Genomic DNA, 20,723 nt, shown 5'->3' with positions numbered 1-20,723 from the left:
CCGCTTGCGCGCAAATGAAAAAGCCGGCATCCGTCCCATGGACGGATGCCGGCTCGGACCGGCCGATGGGGCTTACGGTTCCAGGTCGTAGAACTCCGGGCCGTCGGACGTGATGACCAGCCAGCCGCCGCGCGGCGGGTTGACGTGGTCGCAGTCCCAGTCGGGCAGCACCCAGCGTTCGCACTTGCGGCCGTCGACGTCCAGCACGTGGCGGGCCGGGCGGTGGGTGTGGCCGTGCACCAGCACGCGCACGCCCGTGTCGCGCAGGACCTTTTCGATAGCGCCGGGGTTGACGTCCATGATCTCCATCGACTTGGCCTGGTTGGCCGCCTGGCTTTCGCCGCGGGCCTGCTGCGCCATCGCCAGCCGTTCGGGAATGGTCTTGCCCAGGAACTCGGCCTGCCAGCGCGGATTGCGGACCATCTGGCGGAACTGCTGGTAGGCGGCGTCGTCCGTACAGAACTCGTCGCCGTGGGTCAGCAGGATGGGGCCGAAATCCGTTTCCAGCAGGGCGGGCTCGGGCAGCAGGTGGGCGCCCAGCGCCCGGGCCAGCTCTTCGCCGATGAGGAAGTCGCGGTTGCCGCGGCCCAGCCACACCGGGATGCGCGCGGCGGTCTCGCGCAGCGCCGTCAGCGCCGTGGCCAGCCACGGCGGCGCGGCGCGGATCACGTCGTCGCCGATCCAGGCGTCGAAGATGTCGCCCGGCAGCAGCAGGGCGGCGGCTTCTTCGCGCGCCGCCTGCAGAAAGGCCGTGAAGGCCTCCAGGGTGGCCGGCGTGGCCGGGCCCAGGTGCAGGTCGGACGCCAGCCAGATGGGGCCGGGCAGGCTGATCTTATTCAAGAACTTCGGCCTTCTCGATGATGACGTCCTCGTTGGGGACGTTCTGGTGGAAGCCCTTGTTGCCGGTCTTCACGCCCTTGATCTTGTCGACCACGTCGGTGCCTTCGGTCACGCTGCCGAACACGGCATAGCCCCAGCCGTTGGGCGTGGGGGCGGTGAAGTTCAGGAAGTCGTTGTTGGACACGTTGATGAAGAACTGCGCCGTGGCCGAGTGCGGATCGCTGGTGCGGGCCATCGCCAGGGTGTACTTGTCGTTCTTCAGGCCGTTGTTGGCTTCGTTCTCGATGGGGGCGTGGGTCTGCTTCTGCTTCATGCCCGGTTCGAAGCCGCCGCCCTGGATCATGAAGCCATCGATCACGCGGTGGAACACCGTGCCGTTGTAGAAGCCTTCCTTGACGTAGGTCAGGAAATTCTCGACGGTCTTGGGAGCCTTGGCGGCATCCAGGGTGATGACCATGTCGCCTTGGTTCGTTTGAAGCTTGACGCGGGGGGTGGTGCTCATGGCTTTTGTGCCTTCAGAGGTGGAGGTGGAGGAATTGGCCGCCGGAGCGGCGCTGACGAGCGCCGGCGCGAAAGCGGCCAGCGCGAACGAGCACGCCGTCAGGCGCAGCAGGTGCAGAGGAGAAAAACGGGACATCATTTGCCTTGTTTATCCTTCAACATGGTTTCGACTTCCTGGGCCTTTTGCTGCGCGCCCGGCACGCCTTCGCGGGCGGCCTTTCTATAGGTGCTCAGCGCCTGCAGCAGCTGCAGGTCGCCCAGATTGGCGCGCGCGGCGGCATAGCCGGGATCGGCGCGCAGCGCCATTTGCAGGGCGTCCTGCGCGCGATCGAGCTCGCCGCGGCTTGCATATAGAGCGGCCAGATTGTTCCAGGGTTCCGGAAGCTCGGGGAATTCGGTGGTCATCTCGGTGTAGACGTCGATGGCCTCGTTGGTGCGATTCAGGGCGGCCAGGGCGCGCGCGTGCTGGAACATCAGCTGCACGTCGGTGCCGCGCTGGCCCTTGATCTCGGCCTGGCGTTTCTCGATCAGCGCGAGCGCCTCTTCGTTGTCGCCGTGGTTCAGCAGGCGTTCGATGTGCGTGGTGATCTGCGAGGGCGAAGGCGTCAGCCGCGTGTCGACGCCGGGCTTGATCGCTTCCAGCATGTTGGCCAGGCTGTCCCAGCCGCCCTCGGGCGGGATGGGGTCCAGGGTGGTCCGGTTGGCGTTGGGGTTCGCGCCCCCGCCGCCGGCCATGGACTGTGCAAGAGAGGCTCCAGCGGGAACGCCCGCTAGGGCCAGGGCGAGCAGGGCGACGCGTAGGCGCGGCTTGATAGTCACGTGGTCATCCGTTAAAAGTCGTGGCTGGCCGGCGCTTACGCGCGCGACCGGGCCGCTTGCTATACTTGACGACCACCATTTTAGCCCCGGTTGGGTTTTGACTCTCGTCCAACCCGGATGCTGGCGTCGGGGGTATCGTCCTTCGATGGCATCTTTTTTCCGCGTCCGCCACGGAAAACTCATCCGAACAACAAAGCCGAACTGCTGAGCCGAACAACAAAGCCGAACCACGCGCCATGCTGCAAATCTACAACACCTTATCGCGTACCAAAGAACCGTTCAAGCCGGCCCAGGCCGGCCAGGTGCGCATGTACGTGTGCGGCATGACCGTCTACGACTTCTGCCACCTGGGCCATGCCCGCATGCTGGTGTCGTTCGACGTGGTGCAGCGCTGGCTGCGCGCCAGCGGGCTGGCCGTCGACTACGTGCGCAACATCACCGACATCGACGACAAGATCATCCGCCGCGCGGTCGAGACCGGCCGCCGCATCGGCGAAGTGACCGAGTTCTATATCGACGCCATGCACGCCGACGAGCGCGCGCTGGGCGTGGCCACGCCGGACCGCGAGCCGCGCGCCACGCAGTACGTGGGCGAGATGCTGGACATCATCGGCAAGCTGGAACGCAACGGCCTGGCCTATCAGGCCGACGACGGCGACGTGAACTACGCCGTGCGCGGCTTCCCCGGCTACGGCAAGCTCTCCGGCAAGACGCTGGACGACCTGCGCGCCGGCGAGCGCGTGGCGGTGGGCTCGGCCAAGCGCGACCCGCTCGACTTCGTGCTCTGGAAATCGGCCAAGGAAGACGAGCCGGTCGACACCAAATGGGAATCGCCCTACGGCCTGGGCCGGCCGGGCTGGCACATCGAATGCTCGGCCATGACCAAGGCCCTGCTGGGGCTGCCGCTGGACATCCACGGCGGCGGGCCGGACCTGAAATTCCCGCACCACGAAAACGAAATCGCCCAGACCGAGGGCGCCTTCGGCGGTACGCTGGCCAATATCTGGATGCACTGCGGCCCGCTCATGGTCGACTCGGACAAGATGTCCAAGTCGCTGGGCAACTTCCGCACCATCCGCCAGACCATCGCGCAGGACGAACCGGCGGCCGACCAGTCCAGCTACCGCGTCAATCCGCGCGAGGCCGAGATGGTGCGCTTCTTCATCGTGCGCAACCACTACCGCAGCCCGCAGAACTACACGCCGGACAACCTGGTCGACGCGCAGAACGCGCTCGACCGCCTGTACCAGGCGCTGCAGAACGTGGCCGCCGACGACCAGGGCATCGACTGGAACGAGCCCCAGGCCCAGGCCTTCAAGGCCGCCATGGACGACGACTTCAACAGCTCCGGCGCCGTGGCGGCGCTGTTCGAGCTGGCTTCCGAAGCCAACCGCGAAAAAAGCGCGCGCAGCGCCGGCCAGATGAAGGCGCTGGGCGCCCTGCTGGGCCTGCTGCAGCAGGAGCCGGCGGCCTACTTCCAGTCGCCCACCCGCTACTCGGCGGCCGCCATGGAGCAGGGCGAGCGCCGCGCGCTCGACGCTCAGGCGATCGAATCGCTGATCGAGGCGCGCGCGGCGGCCAAGGCCGCCCGCAACTACGCCGAGGCCGACCGCATCCGCGCGGAACTGCGCGAGGCCGGCATCGAGCTGGACGACAAGCCGGGCGGCCTGACGCAATGGCGTCGCGCGTGAGCCGCCAGGAACCGCCCGCCATGTCCACCGCCGACCTCAAGATTCCCAAGCCCGAGTATTGGGAAGCCGCCGTAGCCCACCTGATGCGGCGCGACCGCATCCTGAAGAAGATCATCCCCCAGCACCCGGAGGTATGGCTGACTTCGCGCGGCACGCCATTCGTGACGCTGGCGCGCGCCATCATCGGGCAGCAGGTCTCGCCCAAGGCGGCCGACACCGCCTGGACCCGGTTCATCGACGCGGCGGGCAAGCGCCCCACGCCGGTCGCGGTGCTGCGCGTCGGCCTCGACGGCCTGCGCGCCGCCGGGCTGTCGCAGCGCAAGGCCGAATACGTGCTGGACCTGGCCGTGCATTTCGGCGAACGCCGGGTGCATCCCGAGAAGTGGGCGGCCATGGACGATGAAGCCGTCATTTCCGAGCTGGTCGCCATCCGCGGCATCGGACGCTGGACGGCGGAGATGTTTTTGATTTTCAATCTGCAGCGGCCCGACGTCTTGCCGCTGGATGATCCCGGGTTGCTCAAGGCAATCTCGCTACACTATTTCAGCGGCGAGCCTGTCTCTCGCTTCGAGGCTCGCGAAGTCTCGTTGGCGTGGCAACCCTGGCGTACCGTGGCGACCTGGTATTTGTGGCGCAGTCTGGAACCGGCTCCGGTCCAGTACTGACGCACCCCGGGCAGCCCATCTACGGAACCACACTACATGCGCAATACATTTCTGGAATTCGAACAACCGCTAGCCGAGCTTGAGAACAAGATCGAGCAGCTGCGCTACGTGCAGGCCGATTCGGCGGTGGACATCTCCGACGAAATCGGACGTCTGCAGCAGAAGAGCCAGACCCTGGCCAAGGAAATCTACGCCAAGCTCACGCCTTGGCAGACGGCCCTGGTCGCCCGCCATCCCCAGCGTCCCTACACGCTGGACTACGTGCGCGAAATATTCACCGACTTCCATGAACTGCACGGCGACCGCATGTACGCCGACGACCAGTCCATCGTCGGCGGCCTGGCGCGCTTCAACGGCACCCCCTGCATGGTCATCGGCCACCAGAAGGGCCGCGACACCAAGGAACGCGCCGCGCGCAATTTCGGCATGCCGCGTCCCGAGGGCTACCGCAAGGCCCTGCGCCTGATGCGCCTGGCCGAGAAGTTCGGCATTCCCGTGTTCACCTTCGTGGACACGCCGGGCGCCTATCCGGGCATCGGCGCCGAAGAGCGCGGCCAGTCCGAGGCCATCGGCCGCAACCTCTACGCCATGGCCGAGCTCAAGGTGCCCGTGATCTGCACCATCATCGGCGAAGGCGGCTCGGGCGGCGCCCTGGCCATCGCCGTGGGCAACGCCGTGCTGATGCTGCAGTACGCCACCTACGCCGTGATCTCGCCGGAAGGCTGCGCCTCCATCCTGTGGCGCAGCGCCGACAAGGCGCCCGAGGCCGCCGAGGCCCTGGCCATCATCGCGCCGCGCCTGAAGGACCTGGGCCTGGTGGACCGCGTGGTCAACGAACCCGTGGGCGGCGCCCACCGCGATCCCCGCGTCATGGCGCGCCTGCTGCGCCGTGCGCTGGGCGATGCGCTGCGCCAGCTGCAGGACATGACGCCCGAGCAGCTGGTCGAGCAGCGCGTGCAGCGCCTGCTGTCCTACGGCAACTTCCAGGAAGTGCGCGCCTGAGGCCCGGGCGCCGGCTTCGCGCCGGCGTCGCGCGCCACGCGCCGTTCCCCACCATGAACGCCCGCCCGACTCCCGAAGACAGCTCTCGGGGCGCGGCGGGCGCAGTTCATCCGCTGCCCCTGTCCGACGATCTCGCCGCGGCCCTGCGCCGCGCGCTGCTGGCCTTGCCCGAGCGGCCGGCGCGCGTCGCCGTGGCGCTGAGCGGCGGCGCGGACTCGGCCATGCTGGCCGTGCATGCGGCCGCCGTGGCGCCGCAGCTGGGCATGGACGTGATCCTCATCCACGTGCACCACGGCCTGCAGGCCGACGCCGACGCATGGGAACGGCAGACGCGTGCGCTGGCGGACCTGCTGGCGCTGCCGCTGGCGCAGGCCCGCGTCGAGGTCGACGCGGCCGCCGGCAAGGGCATCGAGGCCGCCGCGCGCGACGCCCGCTACGCCGCCCTGGCGCGGCTGGCCCGGGAGGCGGGGGCGGCGCACGTGCTGCTGGCGCATCATCGCAACGACCAGGCCGAAACCGTGCTGCTGCGCCTGCTGCGCGGCACCGGGCTCGAGGGCATGGCGGCCATGGCGCCCGTCGCGCGGCGCGACGGCGTGGCCTATGTGCGGCCGTGGCTGGAGCTGGACCGCGACCTCATCCTGCGCGCGGCGCAGGCCGTCGAGCGGGCCTGCGGCTGGCGCCCGGTGCAGGACCCGACCAACGCCGATCCCCGCTACACGCGCGCGGCCGTGCGCGAACTGCTGGCGCCCGTGCTGGACGCCCGCTGGCCGGGATGGCGGGCCATCGTCGCCCGGCATGCGCGCCACATGGCGCAGGCGGCCGAAATCCTGGACGAAGTGGCGCAGGCCGATTTCGCGTCGCTGGAGCCCGACCCGGACGGCGCCAGCTTTTCGCTGCGCGCCTGGCGCGAGTTGTCGCATGCGCGCCAGGCGCACGTGCTGCGCCACTGGCTGCAGCGCAACGGCGCCCGCATGCCGACCGAGGCCCGCATGCAGGACCTGCTGCGCCAGCTGCGCGGGCTGCACAGCCTGGGCCACGACCGCCAGCTGCGGGTGGAGCAGGCCGGCCACGTCATCCGCTGCCATCGGGGCAGGGTCTGGGTCGAACCCCGGGAAAATCCCTGAAATAGCCGCGCCATGGACGGAAAATTGCACAAACTGCGCAAATTTTTACCGTCGCGCTAGAATATACGGCTTTGCCCGTCAACCTTTTGCGGCGGGTTCCCAGCCAGAGTACGAGATGTCCCTGATCGTTCACAAATATGGCGGTACTTCGATGGGCTCGGTCGAGCGCATCAAGAACGTGGCGCGCCGCGTCGCGAAGTGGCACGCCGCCGGCCACCAGGTTGTCGTAGTCCCGTCGGCGATGGCGGGCGAAACCAATCGCCTGCTCGGCCTGGCGCGCGAGATTTCGCCCCAGCCCGACACGCGCGAGCTCGACATGATCGCCGCCACCGGCGAGCAGGCCAGCAGCGGCCTGCTGGCCATCGCGCTGCAGGCCGAAGGCGTGCCGGCGCGCAGCTATGCCGGCTGGCAGGTGCCCGTGCGCACGGATTCGTCGTTCACCAAGGCGCGCATCAGCGCCATCGACGACGCGCGCATCCGCGGCGATCTGGACGCCGGCCGCGTGGTCATCGTCACGGGCTTCCAGGGCGTCGATCCCGAAGGCCACATCACCACGCTGGGCCGCGGCGGCTCCGACACCTCGGCCGTGGCCGTGGCGGCCGCCATCAAGGCCGACGAATGCCTGATCTACACCGACGTCGACGGGGTCTACACGACCGATCCGCGCGTGGTGCCCGAAGCGCGCCGCATGGCCGTCGTTTCCTTCGAGGAAATGCTGGAAATGGCCTCGCTGGGCTCCAAGGTCCTGCAGATCCGCTCGGTCGAATTCGCCGGCAAATACCGTGTGCCGGTGCGGGTCCTGTCCTCGCTGACCGACCCGCTCATCCCGCTCGAAGAAGAAATGGTCTCGGGCACGCTGATTACTTTTGAGGAAGACGAAAAAATGGAAGCCGCCGTTGTCTCCGGCATCGCCTTCAGCCGCGACGAAGCCAAAATCACCCTGCTGGCCGTTCCGGACAAACCCGGTATCGCCTTCTCCATCCTGGGTCCGGTCGCCGCCGCCAACATCGACGTCGACATGATCGTGCAGAACCAGTCCGTGGCCGGCACGACCGACTTCTCGTTCACCGTGAACCGCAATGAATTCGCGCGCGCCGTGGACCTGCTCAAGCGCGAAGTCATCCCCGCCGTGGGCGCGCGCGAACTGTCCACCGACGAAAAGGTCGCCAAGGTCTCCATCGTCGGCATCGGCATGCGCTCGCACGTGGGCGTGGCCAGCCTGATGTTCCAGACGCTGTCGCAGGAAGGCATCAACATCCAGATGATCAGCACCAGCGAAATCAAGACCTCGGTCATCATCGACGACAAGTACATGGAGCTGGGCGTGCGCGCGCTGCACAAGGCCTTCGGCCTGGACCAGGCGCCCGCCGAGAAGGCCTGAGCAAGCGCTACGGCACGATTTTTTTCGCGCTGGCCGCCTCGTCGGCGGCATGAGTCAAAAAAGTCGTGCTAGAATCTCGTTCTCTTCGGAGATGTGCCCGAGAGGCTGAAGGGGCTCCCCTGCTAAGGGAGTATGTGGCTAAAAACTGCATCGTGGGTTCGAATCCCACCATCTCCGCCAGACATGGACGCTGCGATCCGTCGCGATGTCCCAAAAACCCGCAGAAGCGTAAGCTCTGCGGGTTTTTTCTTGCCTCCCTCGGCAAATACGCAGTCCCCTAGGGCCTGTTCACACTAAAAGGAGCCATGCACAGGCCGGTAATCGGGCGCCAGGCTAGGCGCGCTCGCCGCCGCGTGGCTGTGCCACGCAAGGTGAGTGCAACGACGCCTGGCGCCCGATTACCGGCCTGCCCGAAGGGTGAGCACCCAAATGAGCGCCTCTCCGCGTTGCGAATGCTCGCCGGGGACCTGCCACGACTGCGCTTCGCGCCTTGATAGGCGCTCATTTGGGTACTCATGCATGGCTCCTTTTAGTGTGAACAGGCCCTAGGACCGGAGGAAGGTTTCGGAATCGCCAGGCCATACCTNCGTTCCGGACAAACCCGGTATCGCCTTCTCCATCCTGGGTCCGGTCGCCGCCGCCAACATCGACGTCGACATGATCGTGCAGAACCAGTCCGTGGCCGGCACGACCGACTTCTCGTTCACCGTGAACCGCAATGAATTCGCGCGCGCCGTGGACCTGCTCAAGCGCGAAGTCATCCCCGCCGTGGGCGCGCGCGAACTGTCCACCGACGAAAAGGTCGCCAAGGTCTCCATCGTCGGCATCGGCATGCGCTCGCACGTGGGCGTGGCCAGCCTGATGTTCCAGACGCTGTCGCAGGAAGGCATCAACATCCAGATGATCAGCACCAGCGAAATCAAGACCTCGGTCATCATCGACGACAAGTACATGGAGCTGGGCGTGCGCGCGCTGCACAAGGCCTTCGGCCTGGACCAGGCGCCCGCCGAGAAGGCCTGAGCAAGCGCTACGGCACGATTTTTTTCGCGCTGGCCGCCTCGTCGGCGGCATGAGTCAAAAAAGTCGTGCTAGAATCTCGTTCTCTTCGGAGATGTGCCCGAGAGGCTGAAGGGGCTCCCCTGCTAAGGGAGTATGTGGCTAAAAACTGCATCGTGGGTTCGAATCCCACCATCTCCGCCAGACATGGACGCTGCGATCCGTCGCGATGTCCCAAAAACCCGCAGAAGCGTAAGCTCTGCGGGTTTTTTCTTGCCTCCCTCGGCAAATACGCAGTCCCCTAGGGCCTGTTCACACTAAAAGGAGCCATGCACAGGCCGGTAATCGGGCGCCAGGCTAGGCGCGCTCGCCGCCGCGTGGCTGTGCCACGCAAGGTGAGTGCAACGACGCCTGGCGCCCGATTACCGGCCTGCCCGAAGGGTGAGCACCCAAATGAGCGCCTCTCCGCGTTGCGAATGCTCGCCGGGGACCTGCCACGACTGCGCTTCGCGCCTTGATAGGCGCTCATTTGGGTACTCATGCATGGCTCCTTTTAGTGTGAACAGGCCCTAGGACCGGAGGAAGGTTTCGGAATCGCCAGGCCATACCTATAATTTTTTCCGGAGGCGGCGCACGGCGTGCGGCCGCGCACGCTCGCAGGCAAACGCCACGACAGGCACAACAGGGGTTGCCAACATGCAAGAAGCTGAACTGGAGAAAATTCGTGCAGAGATCAGCAAGCTGATGGCGGAATCGCTCCGCATAGGCGCCGAGGCCGGCAAGATTACGCGCGAGACATTCTGGTATCCGGTGACGGTCGCCATTGCCATGTTCGGCGCGGGGGTGGCTTTTGCCAAGCTGTTTTTCTAACAAGGAACCGCCGTGATGAGCACAGCAAAGGTTGCCGACATGGAAGACGCCGAACTGGAAAAAATCCGTGCCGAGATCAGCAAGCTCAACGCTGAAGCCGGCAAGCTCTTTGCGGAACAGATCAAGTTCTATGCGGAGGGACATAAGCTCACCCGCGAGGCATTCTGGTACCCGTTCGGGGAGTGTCAGGATTTCTGTGTGTGAGGCTGTTGAATCCGTCACTCAATCGTGAGGCGGCTTGGTGATCTTACTGGCCCGATCTGGTAAATCGGTCCTCGTAGAGGATCGCAAATTGGTTCATCGCTGATTTCCAGTGGTTGGCCGCCCGCCCCCAGTCCGCGGTGATGTTGCGCAGCGCCAGCCAGATCAGCTTGGTGGCCGCCTCGTCGCTGGGGAAGTGGCCGCGCGTTTTGATGATCTTGCGCAGCCGTGCGTTCACGCTCTCGATGGCGTTGGTGGTGTAGATCACGCGCCGCACCTCGGGCGGGAAGGCGAAGAACGGGATGACCTTGTCCCAGGCCCGGCGCCAGGCGCTGACCACGGTCGGGAACCGCTGCCCCCAGGGGCCGGCCGCAAACGCATCCAACTCGGCCTCGGCCGCCTCGGCGCTCACCGCGGTGTAGATGGGTTTGATGGCTGCGGCCAGCGCCTTGCGGTCTTTCCATGACGCAAAGTCCAGGCCACCCCGGATCAGGTGCACGATGCAGGTCTGCAGCGTCGTCGCCGGGAACACTGCGCCCAGCGCCTCTGGCATGCCCTTGAGGCCGTCGGTGACGGCAATCAGGATGTCCTGCACCCCGCGCGTCTTCAGATCGTTGAAGACCTTCATCCAGAACTTCGCCCCCTCGGTGTTCTCGATCCAGATTCCCAGGATGTCGCGCGAGCCGTCAGGCAGTACGCCCAGCGCCAGGTAGACGGCCTTGGAGCGCACCACCGCATCCTCGCGAATCTTGACCCGCAGCGCATCGAAGAACACCACCGGGTACATCGCCTCCAGCGGCCGTGTCTGCCAGGCCGTGACCTCGCCCATCACCTCATCGGTGACACGGCTGATGAGCTCGGGCGAGACGTCCACCGAGTACATCTCAGCCAGGAAACCCTGGATCTCGCGCACCGTCATGCCGCGTGCGTACATGGCGATGATCTTGTCGTCGAAACCCGTAAAGCGCCGCTCGTGCTTGCCAATGAGCTGCGGCTCGAAGCTGCCTTCGCGATCGCGTGGGACATCGATGCGCAGCGCCCCCACATCGGTCAGTACGGTCTTGGTGCTCTTGCCGTTGCGGTGGTTGGCTGATCCGCCTGTGGGCTTGGCTTGGCCGGGCGCATAGCCTAGGTGATGACTCATCTCGGCGCCCAGCGCCCGCTCAAGAATTGACTTCTTGAACTGATCGAACAGCCCTTGGACTTGGCCCGGCGTCATGGGCCCGGTCACCAACTGGTCAAGCAGCTCGGCCGGGATGTGAAATTGCGGCTGTGCCGCCTGGTCCGCCAAAGCGGTGGGTTTGGTCTTGCGTGGCATTCATGCTCCTTGTCGACATGCTATGCCTCACACACAAAATTTCTGACAAGCTCCCCGTTCGGGCTGGGTATCTCCGTAGTGGTCCTGATCGGGGGCATCGTCAAATTGTTCCTGTGAAGGCAAGCCGCCATGCCTCGATGCGGGCCCGCCTTCTTTCCGGCATGAGAGAATCGAGCTTTCCCTCTTTCGCGCCGCCACCTTGAAACACCTGCTCGCCACGCTCGACCGGGTCGACGACTTCGATGAGATCATCGATGTGCGCACGCCGCTCGAATTCGCCGATGACCATATTCCGGGCGCGATCAACGCGCCGGTGCTGAGCAACGAGGAGCGCGTCGTGGTCGGCACGCTCTACAAGCAGGTCTCGCCGTTCGAGGCCTCGCGGGTCGGCGCGGCGCTGGTGGCGCGCAATATCGCCGCGCATCTGGAGAATCTTTTCGTGGACCGGCCGCAGGGCTGGCGCCCGCTGGTCTATTGCTGGCGAGGCGGCACGCGCTCGGGCTCCATGACGACCATGTTCAACATGATCGGCTGGCGCGCGCGCCAGCTCGATGGCGGGTACAAGGCCTATCGCCGCGCGACGCTGGAAGCGCTGGAGCAGTTGCCGGGCACGCTGCGCTACATCGTGCTGACCGGGCCGACCGGCAGCGGCAAGACGCGGCTGCTGAACGCGCTGGGCGGGGCGGGCGCGCAGACGCTGGACCTGGAACAGCTGGCCGCGCATCGCGGTTCCCTGCTGGGGGCGTGGGCCGGGGTGCCGCAGCCCACGCAAAAAGGCTTCGATACGCGGCTGGCGCAGGCGCTGCGCCAGCTCGATCCGTCGCGCCCGGTGTTCGTCGAGGCCGAGAGCCGCAAGATCGGCGCGGTGGCCTTGCCGGCGGCGCTGCTGGCCGCCATGCATGACAGCCCTTGCGTGGATGTGCGCTCCAGCCGCGAGGACCGGGCCGCGTTCCTGCAGCAGGACTACGCGCAACTGTTCGACGATCCCGCGTCGCTGAAGGCGCAGCTGCAGCGCCTGGTCGGCCTGCACAGCCGCGAGCGCGTCAGCGGCTGGCAGGCGCTGGTGGACCTGGGCGCGCGGCGCGAGCTGGCGCGCGAGCTGATAGACGAGCATTACGATCCGGCCTATGCCCACAGCTGCCACGCCCATTTCTCCCGATTGCCACAGGCGCTGCGCATGGATTTCCGGCCCAACGACGCCGACGTGGTCGAGCAGGCGAGGGCGCTGATGACAAGGCTGGATATCGATGCGCAATCTTCCTGACTTGCGCGCCTTCTGAAATAACGCTATTATTCAAGGCTTGCTCTGACACGCGCCCGTAGCTCAGCTGGATAGAGTACCTGGCTACGAACCAGGGGGTCGTAGGTTCGAATCCTGCCGGGCGCGCCATCATCTTGAATGATGGTTCAAGCAAAAACGCAGTAGAAGTAGAAGCAGTAAAAAGCAGTAAAAGCACGGCAAGATTTTCTGATATAATTTTGCCTCTTTGCCGGAGCGCCCGTAGCTCAGCTGGATAGAGTACCTGGCTACGAACCAGGGGGTCGTAGGTTCGAATCCTGCCGGGCGCGCCAAATCCGAATCCGGATTTGGCCAATACAGCAAAGAAAATGGAAAGGCCTTTGATCTCGATCGAAGGCCTTTTTGTTTTGCGTGGCGCGGCTAGAACCGGATCGTCAGTCCCGCCATGGGGCCTTGCAGCACGGCGTCGAATTTGAAATCCCCCCGGCTGTAGTCCACGCCTATGGCGCGGTAGCCGATGGCCGCCGAGACGTTTTTGCTGACGCGGTAGCCCAGGCCCAGCCCCAGGTCCCAATCGGCTTGCGCCCCGCCGGCGCCGATCAGGCCCCAGCCCGTGACGTAGAGCTTCGGGTTGATCGCATAGTTTCCGCGCACGCCCACCAGGCCGTCGACCCAGGTGTCGCCGTCGCTGCGTTTCCTGCCGTTGAGGTGCGCACCCTTGAGCGTGATGTCGGTGTCGACCGACCACACCCGCAGGCCCGCGACCACGTCCAGCTGGTGCGGCGAGTTTTCCAGCACGGAATAGCCGGCGCCGATGAGTCCGGCGAAGGTCGAGGTCTTGACGTCGGCGCTGGTGGCCAGCAGGCCGTGCGGCGTGTCTCCCTGGGTGCCGATCTTGGTGTAGATCAGGTCGCCGAAGATGCTGTAGCGGCCCTTGCGCGCTTCGCCGATCAGCATGGCGCCGAAATCCAGGTTGTCGAACAGCTTGCCGAAATCCGCGTCCACGTCGATGACGGGCAGGCGCGGCTGGGATACCTTGCCGGAGAAGCCGGCCGCCCAGAAGTAGGGCGTGACCGCAAACTCCCATTGATCCGAAGGCCCGGCCTGCTGCGCGGGCGCGTCCGCGCCCGCCGCCAGCGCGGACACGCCATGGAGCAGCCCGCAAAGCAGGCCGCCGCTGAGCTTGTTTTTCATCGCAAACCCTCCCGCGCTGCGGGGATCAGCTCACCCGCCTGACGGGGGGTATGGTCCAGGTGCCGTTGATGATCGACGGGTCGCTTTCGTTGGGCCAGTACAGGCGCATCATCAGGATGAACCTGCCCTTGGGCGCCGGCAGCCAGTTCGACTCCAGTTCGGGGCCGGGGGATTCATGCTGGATGAGCAGGTCGATCGAGCCGTCGGGCTTGGTTTTCAGCGCCTGGCGCGCGCTGATGGAATAGCGGTTGAGCGGGTTGTCGACGAAAAAATACTTATCGTCGTACATGGTCAATGACCAGAATCCGGAGACCGGCGGGGTCATGCCTTTCTTGAAGGTCAGGACGTATTTTTCCGAACCGTTATAGGCCCGTTTGATCGCTCCGGTGTCCGACTGCAGCGAAGTGGGGTAGATCGCGTCCTGCGGACGGTTGGCGCCCAGACCGATCGCGGCGACCAGGGCGCGTTGCAGATAATTGGTGCCGTAAATGCCGGTCTTGGTCGTAAAACCCCAGCCGTCGATTTCCTGGATATCGCCGCCGCTGGATTTGAAATGCGTCATGATGCGCCCGAAACCGACCTGCGGCACGCGCCGGGCGAATTCGGGATTGAATTTGCTGCGGTCGAAGTCCTGCCCCGGCACGATGCCGATCGAGGCCAGTCTCGCCACCATGGGAGCGTCGGCCGCGTTGGGAGGATTGCGTTTCAGGAGTTCGGCGAACAGCGTGAAGTAGGCGATTGCGTCCATATTGTTGACCAGGTCGCGCACCGGGGTCTTCATGTCTATGGACGGATCGACCTTGCCCTTGGGCGGGGTCCAGTTTTTGCCCCAGGCGCTCAGCGGGCTGAGCTTGACCTCGTCCTGGACCTTGTGCACCTCGGCGTAGTCCTGGGACGTGCCGGAACAGTAGATGCGGCCGAGCAGCCAGACGATGCTGGTGGGGGATTTGTAATGTGTCATGCCCTCGGGCACGGCGCCTTGCCATCCAGGGCCGGTCACGATGAAGGTCTGCGCCCCCGTGCCCGTGGTCCGCTTGCCGGGGACGTCGAATACCGTGGTCCAGCCGTCGAGCATGGGAAACAGGGCGTAGCGGCCGTGCAGGTCGGGCAGGCTGACCACCCAGGGCTCGTCGCCCACGTCGATAAAGGCCGTGGTGTAGAGGGTGTCGGCGTTCGGCGCCGTGACGTCCCGGAATTTGGCGTCCGGATAGTGGCGCAGCTTGATGAGGTGCCCCATCGGCGCCCGGGTTCCCTCCGGTTCGGCGACGTTGGTCATGACTCTTCGGGTCATTTCCATGGTCACCAGCGGGTAGGCGTAAATATAGGCGTCGGTCGCCAGTCCGAATTGTTCATCGCCCTCGGGCAGATCGGCGATCAGCCCGTCGGCGGCCCGGGCCGGCCCAGCCAGCGTGCCGGCTGCGAGTAAGGTAAGACCACCTGCATTGAATTTGCGACGGCTCAGCTTCATTTTTTTATCGCTCCAATAAGAATTGGCTGTGAAGTTCGGTGAGGCTTCAAACAGAAAAACGATTTGTTTTCAAGCTAGTTGGACCGCATTGATTCAGGCGTGGCGGCGGATCTCCGTAGGTCGAATTGATGGGCCGCGCTGGGGCGACGGTATTTTTTCCCGCTGGCGAGATAATCTGCCCGACTCCGAAAAAAATCCAATTATTTTTTAAACTGTGCAGCCGCGCAACGGTGCACGCATGAACCGGTTTATTTGGACTAGTTTCGCGGTATGCGGGGATGTGGCCGGAGGTTTTAATCCGTCCGGCGCCGTCTTCAGGACGAGGGCTGGAGCATCGCGACGGTTTTCTGCGCCGGCGTTTCTTCTTCGTCGAATCCCCAGTCGCCCACCGTGTACCAGTCCTCGCCCAGCGTTTCGGCGGGATGCATGGTGCGCCCCGACCCGTTGCCGCAGGCCATGGAATCGGTGGAACAGTAACGGTCGCAGCCCCAGCAGATGCGTTCGGGGTGCTTGGGATGCAGCGGAAACTTCTTGGCCATGACGATACCTGCTGTCCGGTCCGCGTCGAAGTGGAATGAAAACCGCGGCGAGGCGCGGGTCCGTCGCGTACCCAATCAGCGTACTGCGCGGCGCCCGCCCATTTCCTTGACCTGGGTCAAGTATGGGCGGGCCCGTGCCGATTTGCGCAGCCTATTTGATTCATGGTATAAACACGCCTCTTTCGGGGCGCCCGTAGCTCAGCTGGATAGAGTACCTGGCTACGAACCAGGGGGTCGTAGGTTCGAATCCTGCCGGGCGCGCCAATTCAATTTCATGCCGACACGCATCGTGGCGATGTGCGAGGCAAGATCCGGACAATACAAAAAGCGGCTTGATGAGCAATCATCAAGCCGCTTTCTGTTTTTACGCGGTGTTCACTGTTGCCGTCGTCGGTCCACCGCCGTCAGGGCCGTGCCGCTTTTCAGCAGCTGGTAGGCCTGTCCGCCCAGCCAGGCGACCTGGTCGCCGGCGCTGGTGCGGCATACGCAGTGGGTCTTCGGATCGAAACGGGACGTGCCCATTGCGGAGCACGCATCGTGGCCCGAAACGAAGCGTTCGATACGGTACAGCGTGCCATCCGGAGCGGTGGCGAGGACATCGGTAAGCCGTCTTGCCGTGCCGAGCATATTTACACCTCCATGCGCGGGTCATTGGTATGCGACGCCAGAATCATTCGGACATTTCAGTGGAAATGTCCTCCTAACAAGGAATCGTCGAGCTGGTCGGGAGACACGCCCAGGGCCGCAGATACGCGGTCCAGGATGGCCTGCCGGGGCCGCGGTCGCGGCCGTTCCAGTTCGATGTAAATGGAGTGATCCACGCCCAGCCGGGCAGCCATATCAGCGGTGCTGATATTGAGATGCTCGCGCCATGCGCGTATCAGGCTCCAGTCGTTGCCGGTTTTCAGATTGACGACAGCCAATGGTACATGGTCCTGGCCCGCGGCAAGCTTCTTGCGCGGGTCGGGTTTGCTACCGGGTGTGTGCTCGCCGCCTGCCGCGAAGCCGCTCTTGCGGGCGTTGAAATGGGGCGCGGCGACCGCGGGTTCGGCAGTGAAGATCTGGCCGCCGTTCAATTGGCGGTAGCGGTCATTGCCGATCCAGCAGAGGGTCTCGCCGTTGTCGAGTTTGCATTCGCAGTCCAGATGGTAGCTGCTGGGCATGCTTTCGAGCTTGGCGATGGTTTCAGCGGTCGTGGCGTGGCGCACCACGCGGTGCAGGACACCGTCTGGCGAGCGCACGAACACGTCGGGAAGTCTCCAGGAAAATGGAATGATGATCTCCACTGCCGAAACCTATTGCGCCACTGTATCCCGCGCTGGGCGGGGTGGGATTTGGGGTTTCCCCTGGGCCGAACATCCTCACGAATCTTTACGTCGCCGGGCGATTCAATCGCCGCCGCCCGCGCTGAATCCGGCGCTGTCGAGCAGCCTGGGCATGAGCTCGGCGGCCGGGCCGCGCAGGTTGTGGTGCGCGCGCGCGTCCAGCGGCGTGGCGGCCGGATTGATCTGGGCCACGATGGCGCCGGCGGCCAGCGCGCGCTGCGGCAGCTCGGCGGCCGGGTAGACCAGCGCCGAGGTGCCGATGCTCAGCAGCAGGTCGCATTGCTCGGCGGCGCGGATGGCGGTGTTCCACGCGTCGACGGGCAGGCTTTCGCCGAACCAGACGACGCCGGGCCGCACCGGCGCGCCGCAGCGCGTGCAGGCCGGGGGCGCGATGCGCCTGCCTTCTTCGGGCTCCTGGGGCGCGTCATCGGCGCAGGCCTGGGGCGCGCCGCAGGCCGAGCAGCGCGGCGCGTGCAGGCTGCCGTGCAGGTGCGCGACGCCGAGGCTGCCGGCGCGTTCGTGCAGGTCGTCCACGTTCTGCGTGACGACGCACAGTTCCGGCACGTGCCGGGCCAGTTCGGCGATGGCGCGGTGGGCGGCGTTGGGCGTGGCGCGCAGCACCTGGGCGCGGCGCCATTCGTACCAGCCCCAGACGATGTCGGGATGCGCCCTGAAGGCCTCGGGCGTGGCCAGCGCCTGCGCGTCGAAGCGGGACCACAGGCCGGTGAGCGCGTCGCGGAAGGTGGCGATGCCGCTTTCGGCGGAAACGCCCGCGCCGGTGAATACCAGCACGCGGCGCGCCGCCCGCAGGGCATGCGCCAGCGTGGCGGGAATTTGTAGATGCGTAGGATTCATTTTCTATCTTGCAGGCAGTCCGATACGCTGCACGCGCGGGCATGGGCCTGTCAAGAAAAAATCGGTCGCCGGCGGCGGGGCGGGCGAGCCACGGGATGCGCATTTGTCCCGAATGATGGATACTGGATTTCTCATCTGGGATTTACCCCTGACCTGGAGATACGAATGCCTGACTCTCGAACCGGCCTGGACCGGCTGCGCGGTTTCATTGCCACGGCCACGCGCATGGCGTCGGCCGACGGGCTGCGGCAGAGCGCGGCGCTGGAGGCGGCGTTCGCCGACCTGGTGCGCCATGACGACTGGCTGCCCGAGTCCTGCACTGCGCCGCATCCGCAGTACTACCAGCAGTACCTGCTGCATTGCGATCCGCTGGAGCGCTTTTCGCTGGTGAGTTTCGTCTGGGGGCCGGGGCAGTCCACGCCGGTGCACGACCACGAAGTCTGGGGCTATGTGGGCATGCTGCGCGGCGCCGAGGTCGACCAGCGCTACGCGCGCGACGCCCAGGGCCGCCTGGCGCCGGCCGGCCCGGCCACGACCCTGCGCCCCGGCGACGTGGCGCGCCTGTCGCCCGAAGAAGGCGACATCCACCGGGTTTCGAACGCGCACGCGGACCAGGTCTCCATCAGCGTGCATCTGTACGGCGGCAATATCGGCGCGGTGTCGCGCCACGTCTATGACCCGGCCAGCGGCCAGGCCAAGCCGTTCGTGTCGGGCTATTCCTCGTCCAGCCAGCCCAACCTCTGGGACCGCTCGCAAGCCGTGCGGGCCGCGATCGCGGACGGCGTGCGCTAGATCCTGGCCGGGCCCGGCGTCTCGTGCTATTTTGTCCTAAATATTAGGAAATATGTAATGGACAAGACGCTGCTCAAAGGCTTGATGGTGTTGGAAGCGGTCACCGACGTGGACGATCCGCCGCGCAGCATCGATGCGCTGGCCGCCCGCGTGGGGCTGACCCGCAGCAATACGCACCGCACCTTGCAGACGCTCATGCATGCGGGCTACGTGATCAAGGATGACGACGGCGGGGGTTACCGCGGTTCGGTCAGACTGTTCGAGCTGGCCGCGCGCCAGCTTGCCCAGCTGGACCTGCGCAAGCTGGCCGCTCCCTTCATGCGCACGCTGGCCGACCAGACGGGCGAAACCGTGCACCTGTCCGTGCTCGACGGCTTCGACGTGGTCTACGTGGACAAGATCGACAGCCCCCAGCCCATACGCGCCTACTCCATGGTGGGCGGCCGCGCCCCGGCCTATGCCGTCGCCACCGGCAAGGCCCTGCTGGCCTACCAGCCCGAGGGCTACGTCGAGCGCTACGCCGACCAGCTCGTGCGCCATACGCCGTCGACCATCGTGTCGATGCCGCTGCTGAAGGACGAACTGCGCAAAATCGCCCGCAGCGGTTATGCGATCAACCGGGGCGAATGGCGCGAAGGCGTGGGCGGGCTGGCCGTGACCTTGTTCAACAGCCTGGACCAGCCGGTGGCCGCGGTGGGCATCTCGGGTCCGCTGGACCGCCTGAGCGCGACCAGGATGAAGCAGCTGGCGCCGGACGTGGCGGCCTGCGCGCAGTCCATTTCGCAGGGGATGGGCTATCGGCTCGGCTATCTGGATCAATAGCCCCCTGCGTTTCCGCTGTTGATCATTTCGCCGCCGACAAGCGCACCACGTCGGCCCAGCGCGCCACTTCCTGCTTGAGCACCCGGCCGGTGTCGGCCGGCGAGGTGGCCACGGCGTCCGCGCCCAGTTTCCGCGCGGCCTGCTGCACGGACGGCATGGCGGCGGCCTTCTGCATGCCGGCCGAGAGCTTGTCCACCACGGCGGGCGGCGTGCCGGCAGGCGCCAGCAGCGCGTAGGTGGTGGCGACGGAATAATCCTTCACCCCCTGCTCGGCCAGCGTGGGCAGGTCCGGCAGCGCGGTGGCGCGCGTGGCCGTGGTGACGCCGAGCAGGCGGATCTTGCCGGTCGCGATGTGCGGCAGCAGCGCCGGCAGCGTTTCGATCACCATGTCGATCTGGCCGCCGAGCAGGTCCGTGATGGCCGGGCCGCTGCCGCGGTAGGGCACGTGCATGAGCCGGGTGCCCGTCACGACCTGGAAGAGTTCGCCCGCCATGTGCTGGGACGTGCCGGGACCGGCCGAACCGAAGGTGATGGAACCCGGCCGGCTCTTGGCCAGATCGATCAGTTCCCGGATGTTCTTCGCGGGGATCTTGCCGCTGTTCACGGCCACGGCCATGGGCATGCTGGTGGCCATCGACACGCCCACGAAGGCGGTGCCGAAGTCATAGCCGGGCTTGTCCGGCATGGCGGCATGGATCGCGTGGCTGCCCACGGCGCCCATCAGCAGGGTGTAGCCGTCGGCCGGGGATTTGGCGACGTACTCCGCGCCGATCTCGCCTCCCGCGCCCGCCTTGTTTTCCACGACCACGCCCTGTCCCAGGTAGTCGCCCAGATGCTGCGCATAGATGCGCGCGGCGGCATCGGTCGCCCCGCCGGGCGGGAAGGGAACCACCATGCGGATGGGTTTGGTCGGCCAGGCGTCGGCGGCGGCCGCGCCGCCCGCCAAAGCCAGCGCCATGCCCGCCAGGGCGATGCGCCACGTGTTTTTCATGGAAGTCTCCTTGGTGTCGGGGCGGGGCCTCGATTCTCCATAAGTCCTAAAATATAGGATATGAATTCCAAAAAATGGTTTACTTAGAA

General features: G+C 65.7%; 21 protein-coding genes, 5 tRNA genes and 1 pseudogene. 16 read left to right on the top strand and 11 right to left on the bottom strand.

The window, feature by feature from the left end; all coding sequences use genetic code 11:
- Positions 1-72: 72 nt before the first annotated feature.
- The 3 genes from C1I89_RS09625 to C1I89_RS09615 all read right to left on the bottom strand — a co-directional run bounded on the left by C1I89_RS09625 (position 73) and on the right by C1I89_RS09615 (position 2,160).
- Entirely contained in the window at positions 73-840 is a 768-nt protein-coding gene (locus C1I89_RS09625) for a UDP-2,3-diacylglucosamine diphosphatase (RefSeq protein WP_102772516.1), read from the bottom strand.
- Entirely contained in the window at positions 833-1,342 is a 510-nt protein-coding gene (locus C1I89_RS09620; protein WP_102772853.1) for a peptidylprolyl isomerase, read from the bottom strand. The genes C1I89_RS09625 and C1I89_RS09620 overlap by 8 nt, the downstream gene beginning before the upstream one ends.
- Before the next feature lie 134 nt (positions 1,343-1,476).
- The gene (locus tag C1I89_RS09615) at positions 1,477-2,160 is read right to left on the bottom strand and encodes a tetratricopeptide repeat protein (RefSeq protein WP_102772515.1); all 684 of its coding nucleotides are present in this window, start codon (positions 2,158-2,160) and stop codon (positions 1,477-1,479) included.
- Positions 2,161-2,396: 236 nt separating this feature from the next.
- On the opposite strand from C1I89_RS09615, the gene cysS reads away from it, so the two are divergent.
- From cysS to C1I89_RS09570, 10 genes and pseudogenes are all read left to right on the top strand, one after another.
- Entirely contained in the window at positions 2,397-3,851 is a 1,455-nt protein-coding gene (gene cysS, locus C1I89_RS09610) for a cysteine--tRNA ligase (RefSeq protein ID WP_102772514.1), read from the top strand.
- A 20-nt stretch (positions 3,852-3,871) separates the two neighbouring features.
- Positions 3,872-4,516 carry a DNA-3-methyladenine glycosylase family protein gene (locus tag C1I89_RS09605; protein ID WP_102772852.1) on the top strand — a complete coding sequence of 215 codons (645 nt, stop codon included), beginning with the start codon at positions 3,872-3,874 and terminating at the stop codon, positions 4,514-4,516.
- Positions 4,517-4,552: 36 nt separating this feature from the next.
- Positions 4,553-5,518, top strand: coding sequence for an acetyl-CoA carboxylase carboxyltransferase subunit alpha (locus C1I89_RS09600; protein ID WP_102772513.1), 966 nt, complete (start codon positions 4,553-4,555; stop codon positions 5,516-5,518).
- 143 nt (positions 5,519-5,661) lie between these two features.
- The gene (tilS, locus tag C1I89_RS09595; protein ID WP_440130631.1) at positions 5,662-6,642 is read left to right on the top strand and encodes a tRNA lysidine(34) synthetase TilS; all 981 of its coding nucleotides are present in this window, start codon (positions 5,662-5,664) and stop codon (positions 6,640-6,642) included.
- Positions 6,643-6,757: 115 nt separating this feature from the next.
- Positions 6,758-8,023, top strand: a complete 1,266-nt coding sequence (locus C1I89_RS09590; RefSeq protein WP_102772511.1) for an aspartate kinase — start codon at positions 6,758-6,760, stop codon at positions 8,021-8,023.
- An 87-nt stretch (positions 8,024-8,110) separates the two neighbouring features.
- Positions 8,111-8,203, top strand: a tRNA-Ser gene (locus C1I89_RS09585).
- Positions 8,204-8,611: 408 nt separating this feature from the next.
- Positions 8,612-9,043 (top strand): annotated as a pseudogene (locus C1I89_RS09580) (ACT domain-containing protein); the annotation flags it as partial.
- 87 nt (positions 9,044-9,130) lie between these two features.
- Positions 9,131-9,223: transfer RNA gene (locus tag C1I89_RS09575), tRNA-Ser, on the top strand.
- A 492-nt stretch (positions 9,224-9,715) separates the two neighbouring features.
- Positions 9,716-9,889, top strand: coding sequence for a hypothetical protein (locus C1I89_RS34440; protein WP_168202092.1), 174 nt, complete (start codon positions 9,716-9,718; stop codon positions 9,887-9,889).
- Positions 9,890-9,904: 15 nt separating this feature from the next.
- Complete coding sequence (locus tag C1I89_RS09570; protein ID WP_102772510.1) at positions 9,905-10,093, top strand: hypothetical protein; 189 nt, start codon at positions 9,905-9,907, stop codon at positions 10,091-10,093.
- A gap of 43 nt (positions 10,094-10,136) precedes the next feature.
- Here C1I89_RS09570 and C1I89_RS09565 read toward each other — a convergent pair whose 3' ends face one another.
- Positions 10,137-11,408, bottom strand: coding sequence for an IS256 family transposase (locus tag C1I89_RS09565; protein WP_047350851.1), 1,272 nt, complete (start codon positions 11,406-11,408; stop codon positions 10,137-10,139).
- 199 nt (positions 11,409-11,607) lie between these two features.
- Between C1I89_RS09565 and mnmH the strand changes: the two genes are divergently transcribed.
- From mnmH to C1I89_RS09550, 3 genes are all read left to right on the top strand, one after another.
- Entirely contained in the window at positions 11,608-12,672 is a 1,065-nt protein-coding gene (gene mnmH / locus C1I89_RS09560) for a tRNA 2-selenouridine(34) synthase MnmH (protein WP_102772509.1), read from the top strand.
- 49 nt (positions 12,673-12,721) lie between these two features.
- A tRNA-Arg gene (locus C1I89_RS09555) sits at positions 12,722-12,798 on the top strand.
- Between the two features lie 105 nt (positions 12,799-12,903).
- Positions 12,904-12,980: transfer RNA gene (locus C1I89_RS09550), tRNA-Arg, on the top strand.
- 88 nt (positions 12,981-13,068) lie between these two features.
- Here the strand turns inward: C1I89_RS09550 and C1I89_RS09545 are convergent.
- The 3 genes from C1I89_RS09545 to C1I89_RS09535 form a co-directional block, all read right to left on the bottom strand.
- Positions 13,069-13,842, bottom strand: a complete 774-nt coding sequence (locus C1I89_RS09545) for a hypothetical protein (RefSeq protein WP_102772508.1) — start codon at positions 13,840-13,842, stop codon at positions 13,069-13,071.
- A gap of 25 nt (positions 13,843-13,867) precedes the next feature.
- On the bottom strand, positions 13,868-15,310 hold the full coding sequence (locus C1I89_RS09540) for a DUF1254 domain-containing protein (protein WP_102772507.1): 1,443 nt from the start codon (positions 15,308-15,310) through the stop codon (positions 13,868-13,870).
- Positions 15,311-15,624: 314 nt separating this feature from the next.
- Positions 15,625-15,849 carry a DUF3079 domain-containing protein gene (locus C1I89_RS09535; protein WP_102772506.1) on the bottom strand — a complete coding sequence of 75 codons (225 nt, stop codon included), beginning with the start codon at positions 15,847-15,849 and terminating at the stop codon, positions 15,625-15,627.
- A gap of 187 nt (positions 15,850-16,036) precedes the next feature.
- On the opposite strand from C1I89_RS09535, the gene C1I89_RS09530 reads away from it, so the two are divergent.
- Positions 16,037-16,113 (top strand) — tRNA-Arg (locus C1I89_RS09530).
- Positions 16,114-16,224: 111 nt separating this feature from the next.
- Here C1I89_RS09530 and C1I89_RS09525 read toward each other — a convergent pair.
- The 3 genes from C1I89_RS09525 to C1I89_RS09515 all read right to left on the bottom strand — a co-directional run bounded on the left by C1I89_RS09525 (position 16,225) and on the right by C1I89_RS09515 (position 18,029).
- Positions 16,225-16,476: a hypothetical protein gene (locus C1I89_RS09525; protein WP_102772505.1), complete on the bottom strand. Its 252-nt coding sequence runs from the start codon at positions 16,474-16,476 to the stop codon at positions 16,225-16,227.
- Between the two features lie 56 nt (positions 16,477-16,532).
- Entirely contained in the window at positions 16,533-17,135 is a 603-nt protein-coding gene (locus C1I89_RS09520) for a helix-turn-helix domain-containing protein (protein WP_102772504.1), read from the bottom strand.
- Positions 17,136-17,237: 102 nt separating this feature from the next.
- Positions 17,238-18,029, bottom strand: a complete 792-nt coding sequence (locus tag C1I89_RS09515; RefSeq protein ID WP_102772503.1) for an SIR2 family NAD-dependent protein deacylase — start codon at positions 18,027-18,029, stop codon at positions 17,238-17,240.
- Positions 18,030-18,194: 165 nt separating this feature from the next.
- On the opposite strand from C1I89_RS09515, the gene C1I89_RS09510 reads away from it, so the two are divergent.
- Both C1I89_RS09510 and C1I89_RS09505 read left to right on the top strand, forming a co-directional pair.
- Positions 18,195-18,821 (top strand): cysteine dioxygenase, encoded by a 627-nt coding sequence (locus tag C1I89_RS09510; protein WP_102772502.1) that lies wholly within the window; start codon positions 18,195-18,197, stop codon positions 18,819-18,821.
- Between the two features lie 57 nt (positions 18,822-18,878).
- Entirely contained in the window at positions 18,879-19,643 is a 765-nt protein-coding gene (locus tag C1I89_RS09505) for an IclR family transcriptional regulator (RefSeq protein ID WP_102772501.1), read from the top strand.
- Positions 19,644-19,665: 22 nt separating this feature from the next.
- Here the strand turns inward: C1I89_RS09505 and C1I89_RS09500 are convergent, their stop codons facing one another.
- Positions 19,666-20,634 (bottom strand): tripartite tricarboxylate transporter substrate binding protein, encoded by a 969-nt coding sequence (locus C1I89_RS09500; protein WP_102772500.1) that lies wholly within the window; start codon positions 20,632-20,634, stop codon positions 19,666-19,668.
- Positions 20,635-20,723 lie beyond the last annotated feature (89 nt).

The organism is Achromobacter pulmonis (assembly GCF_002885955.2).
In the GTDB taxonomy this organism is placed as follows: Bacteria; Pseudomonadota; Gammaproteobacteria; order Burkholderiales; family Burkholderiaceae_B; genus Achromobacter; species Achromobacter pulmonis_A.
This window is presented reverse-complemented; position numbering and strand designations above follow the sequence as displayed.

Bases quoted from the DNA above. Each gene is read 5' to 3' on its own strand.
- C1I89_RS09620 (WP_102772853.1), bottom strand. From the start codon at position 1,342: ATGAGCACCACCCCCCGCGTCAAGCTTCAAACGAACCAAGGCGACATG.
- cysS (WP_102772514.1), top strand. From the start codon at position 2,397: ATGCTGCAAATCTACAACACCTTATCGCGTACCAAAGAACCGTTCAAG.
- C1I89_RS09605 (WP_102772852.1), top strand. From the start codon at position 3,872: ATGTCCACCGCCGACCTCAAGATTCCCAAGCCCGAGTATTGGGAAGCC.
- C1I89_RS09600 (WP_102772513.1), top strand. From the start codon at position 4,553: ATGCGCAATACATTTCTGGAATTCGAACAACCGCTAGCCGAGCTTGAG.
- C1I89_RS09590 (WP_102772511.1), top strand. From the start codon at position 6,758: ATGTCCCTGATCGTTCACAAATATGGCGGTACTTCGATGGGCTCGGTC.
- C1I89_RS34440 (WP_168202092.1), top strand. From the start codon at position 9,716: ATGCAAGAAGCTGAACTGGAGAAAATTCGTGCAGAGATCAGCAAGCTG.
- C1I89_RS09570 (WP_102772510.1), top strand. From the start codon at position 9,905: ATGAGCACAGCAAAGGTTGCCGACATGGAAGACGCCGAACTGGAAAAA.
- C1I89_RS09565 (WP_047350851.1), bottom strand. From the start codon at position 11,408: ATGCCACGCAAGACCAAACCCACCGCTTTGGCGGACCAGGCGGCACAG.
- C1I89_RS09545 (WP_102772508.1), bottom strand. From the start codon at position 13,842: ATGAAAAACAAGCTCAGCGGCGGCCTGCTTTGCGGGCTGCTCCATGGC.
- C1I89_RS09540 (WP_102772507.1), bottom strand. From the start codon at position 15,310: ATGAAGCTGAGCCGTCGCAAATTCAATGCAGGTGGTCTTACCTTACTC.
- C1I89_RS09535 (WP_102772506.1), bottom strand. From the start codon at position 15,849: ATGGCCAAGAAGTTTCCGCTGCATCCCAAGCACCCCGAACGCATCTGC.
- C1I89_RS09525 (WP_102772505.1), bottom strand. From the start codon at position 16,476: ATGCTCGGCACGGCAAGACGGCTTACCGATGTCCTCGCCACCGCTCCG.
- C1I89_RS09515 (WP_102772503.1), bottom strand. From the start codon at position 18,029: ATGAATCCTACGCATCTACAAATTCCCGCCACGCTGGCGCATGCCCTG.
- C1I89_RS09510 (WP_102772502.1), top strand. From the start codon at position 18,195: ATGCCTGACTCTCGAACCGGCCTGGACCGGCTGCGCGGTTTCATTGCC.
- C1I89_RS09505 (WP_102772501.1), top strand. From the start codon at position 18,879: ATGGACAAGACGCTGCTCAAAGGCTTGATGGTGTTGGAAGCGGTCACC.
- C1I89_RS09500 (WP_102772500.1), bottom strand. From the start codon at position 20,634: ATGAAAAACACGTGGCGCATCGCCCTGGCGGGCATGGCGCTGGCTTTG.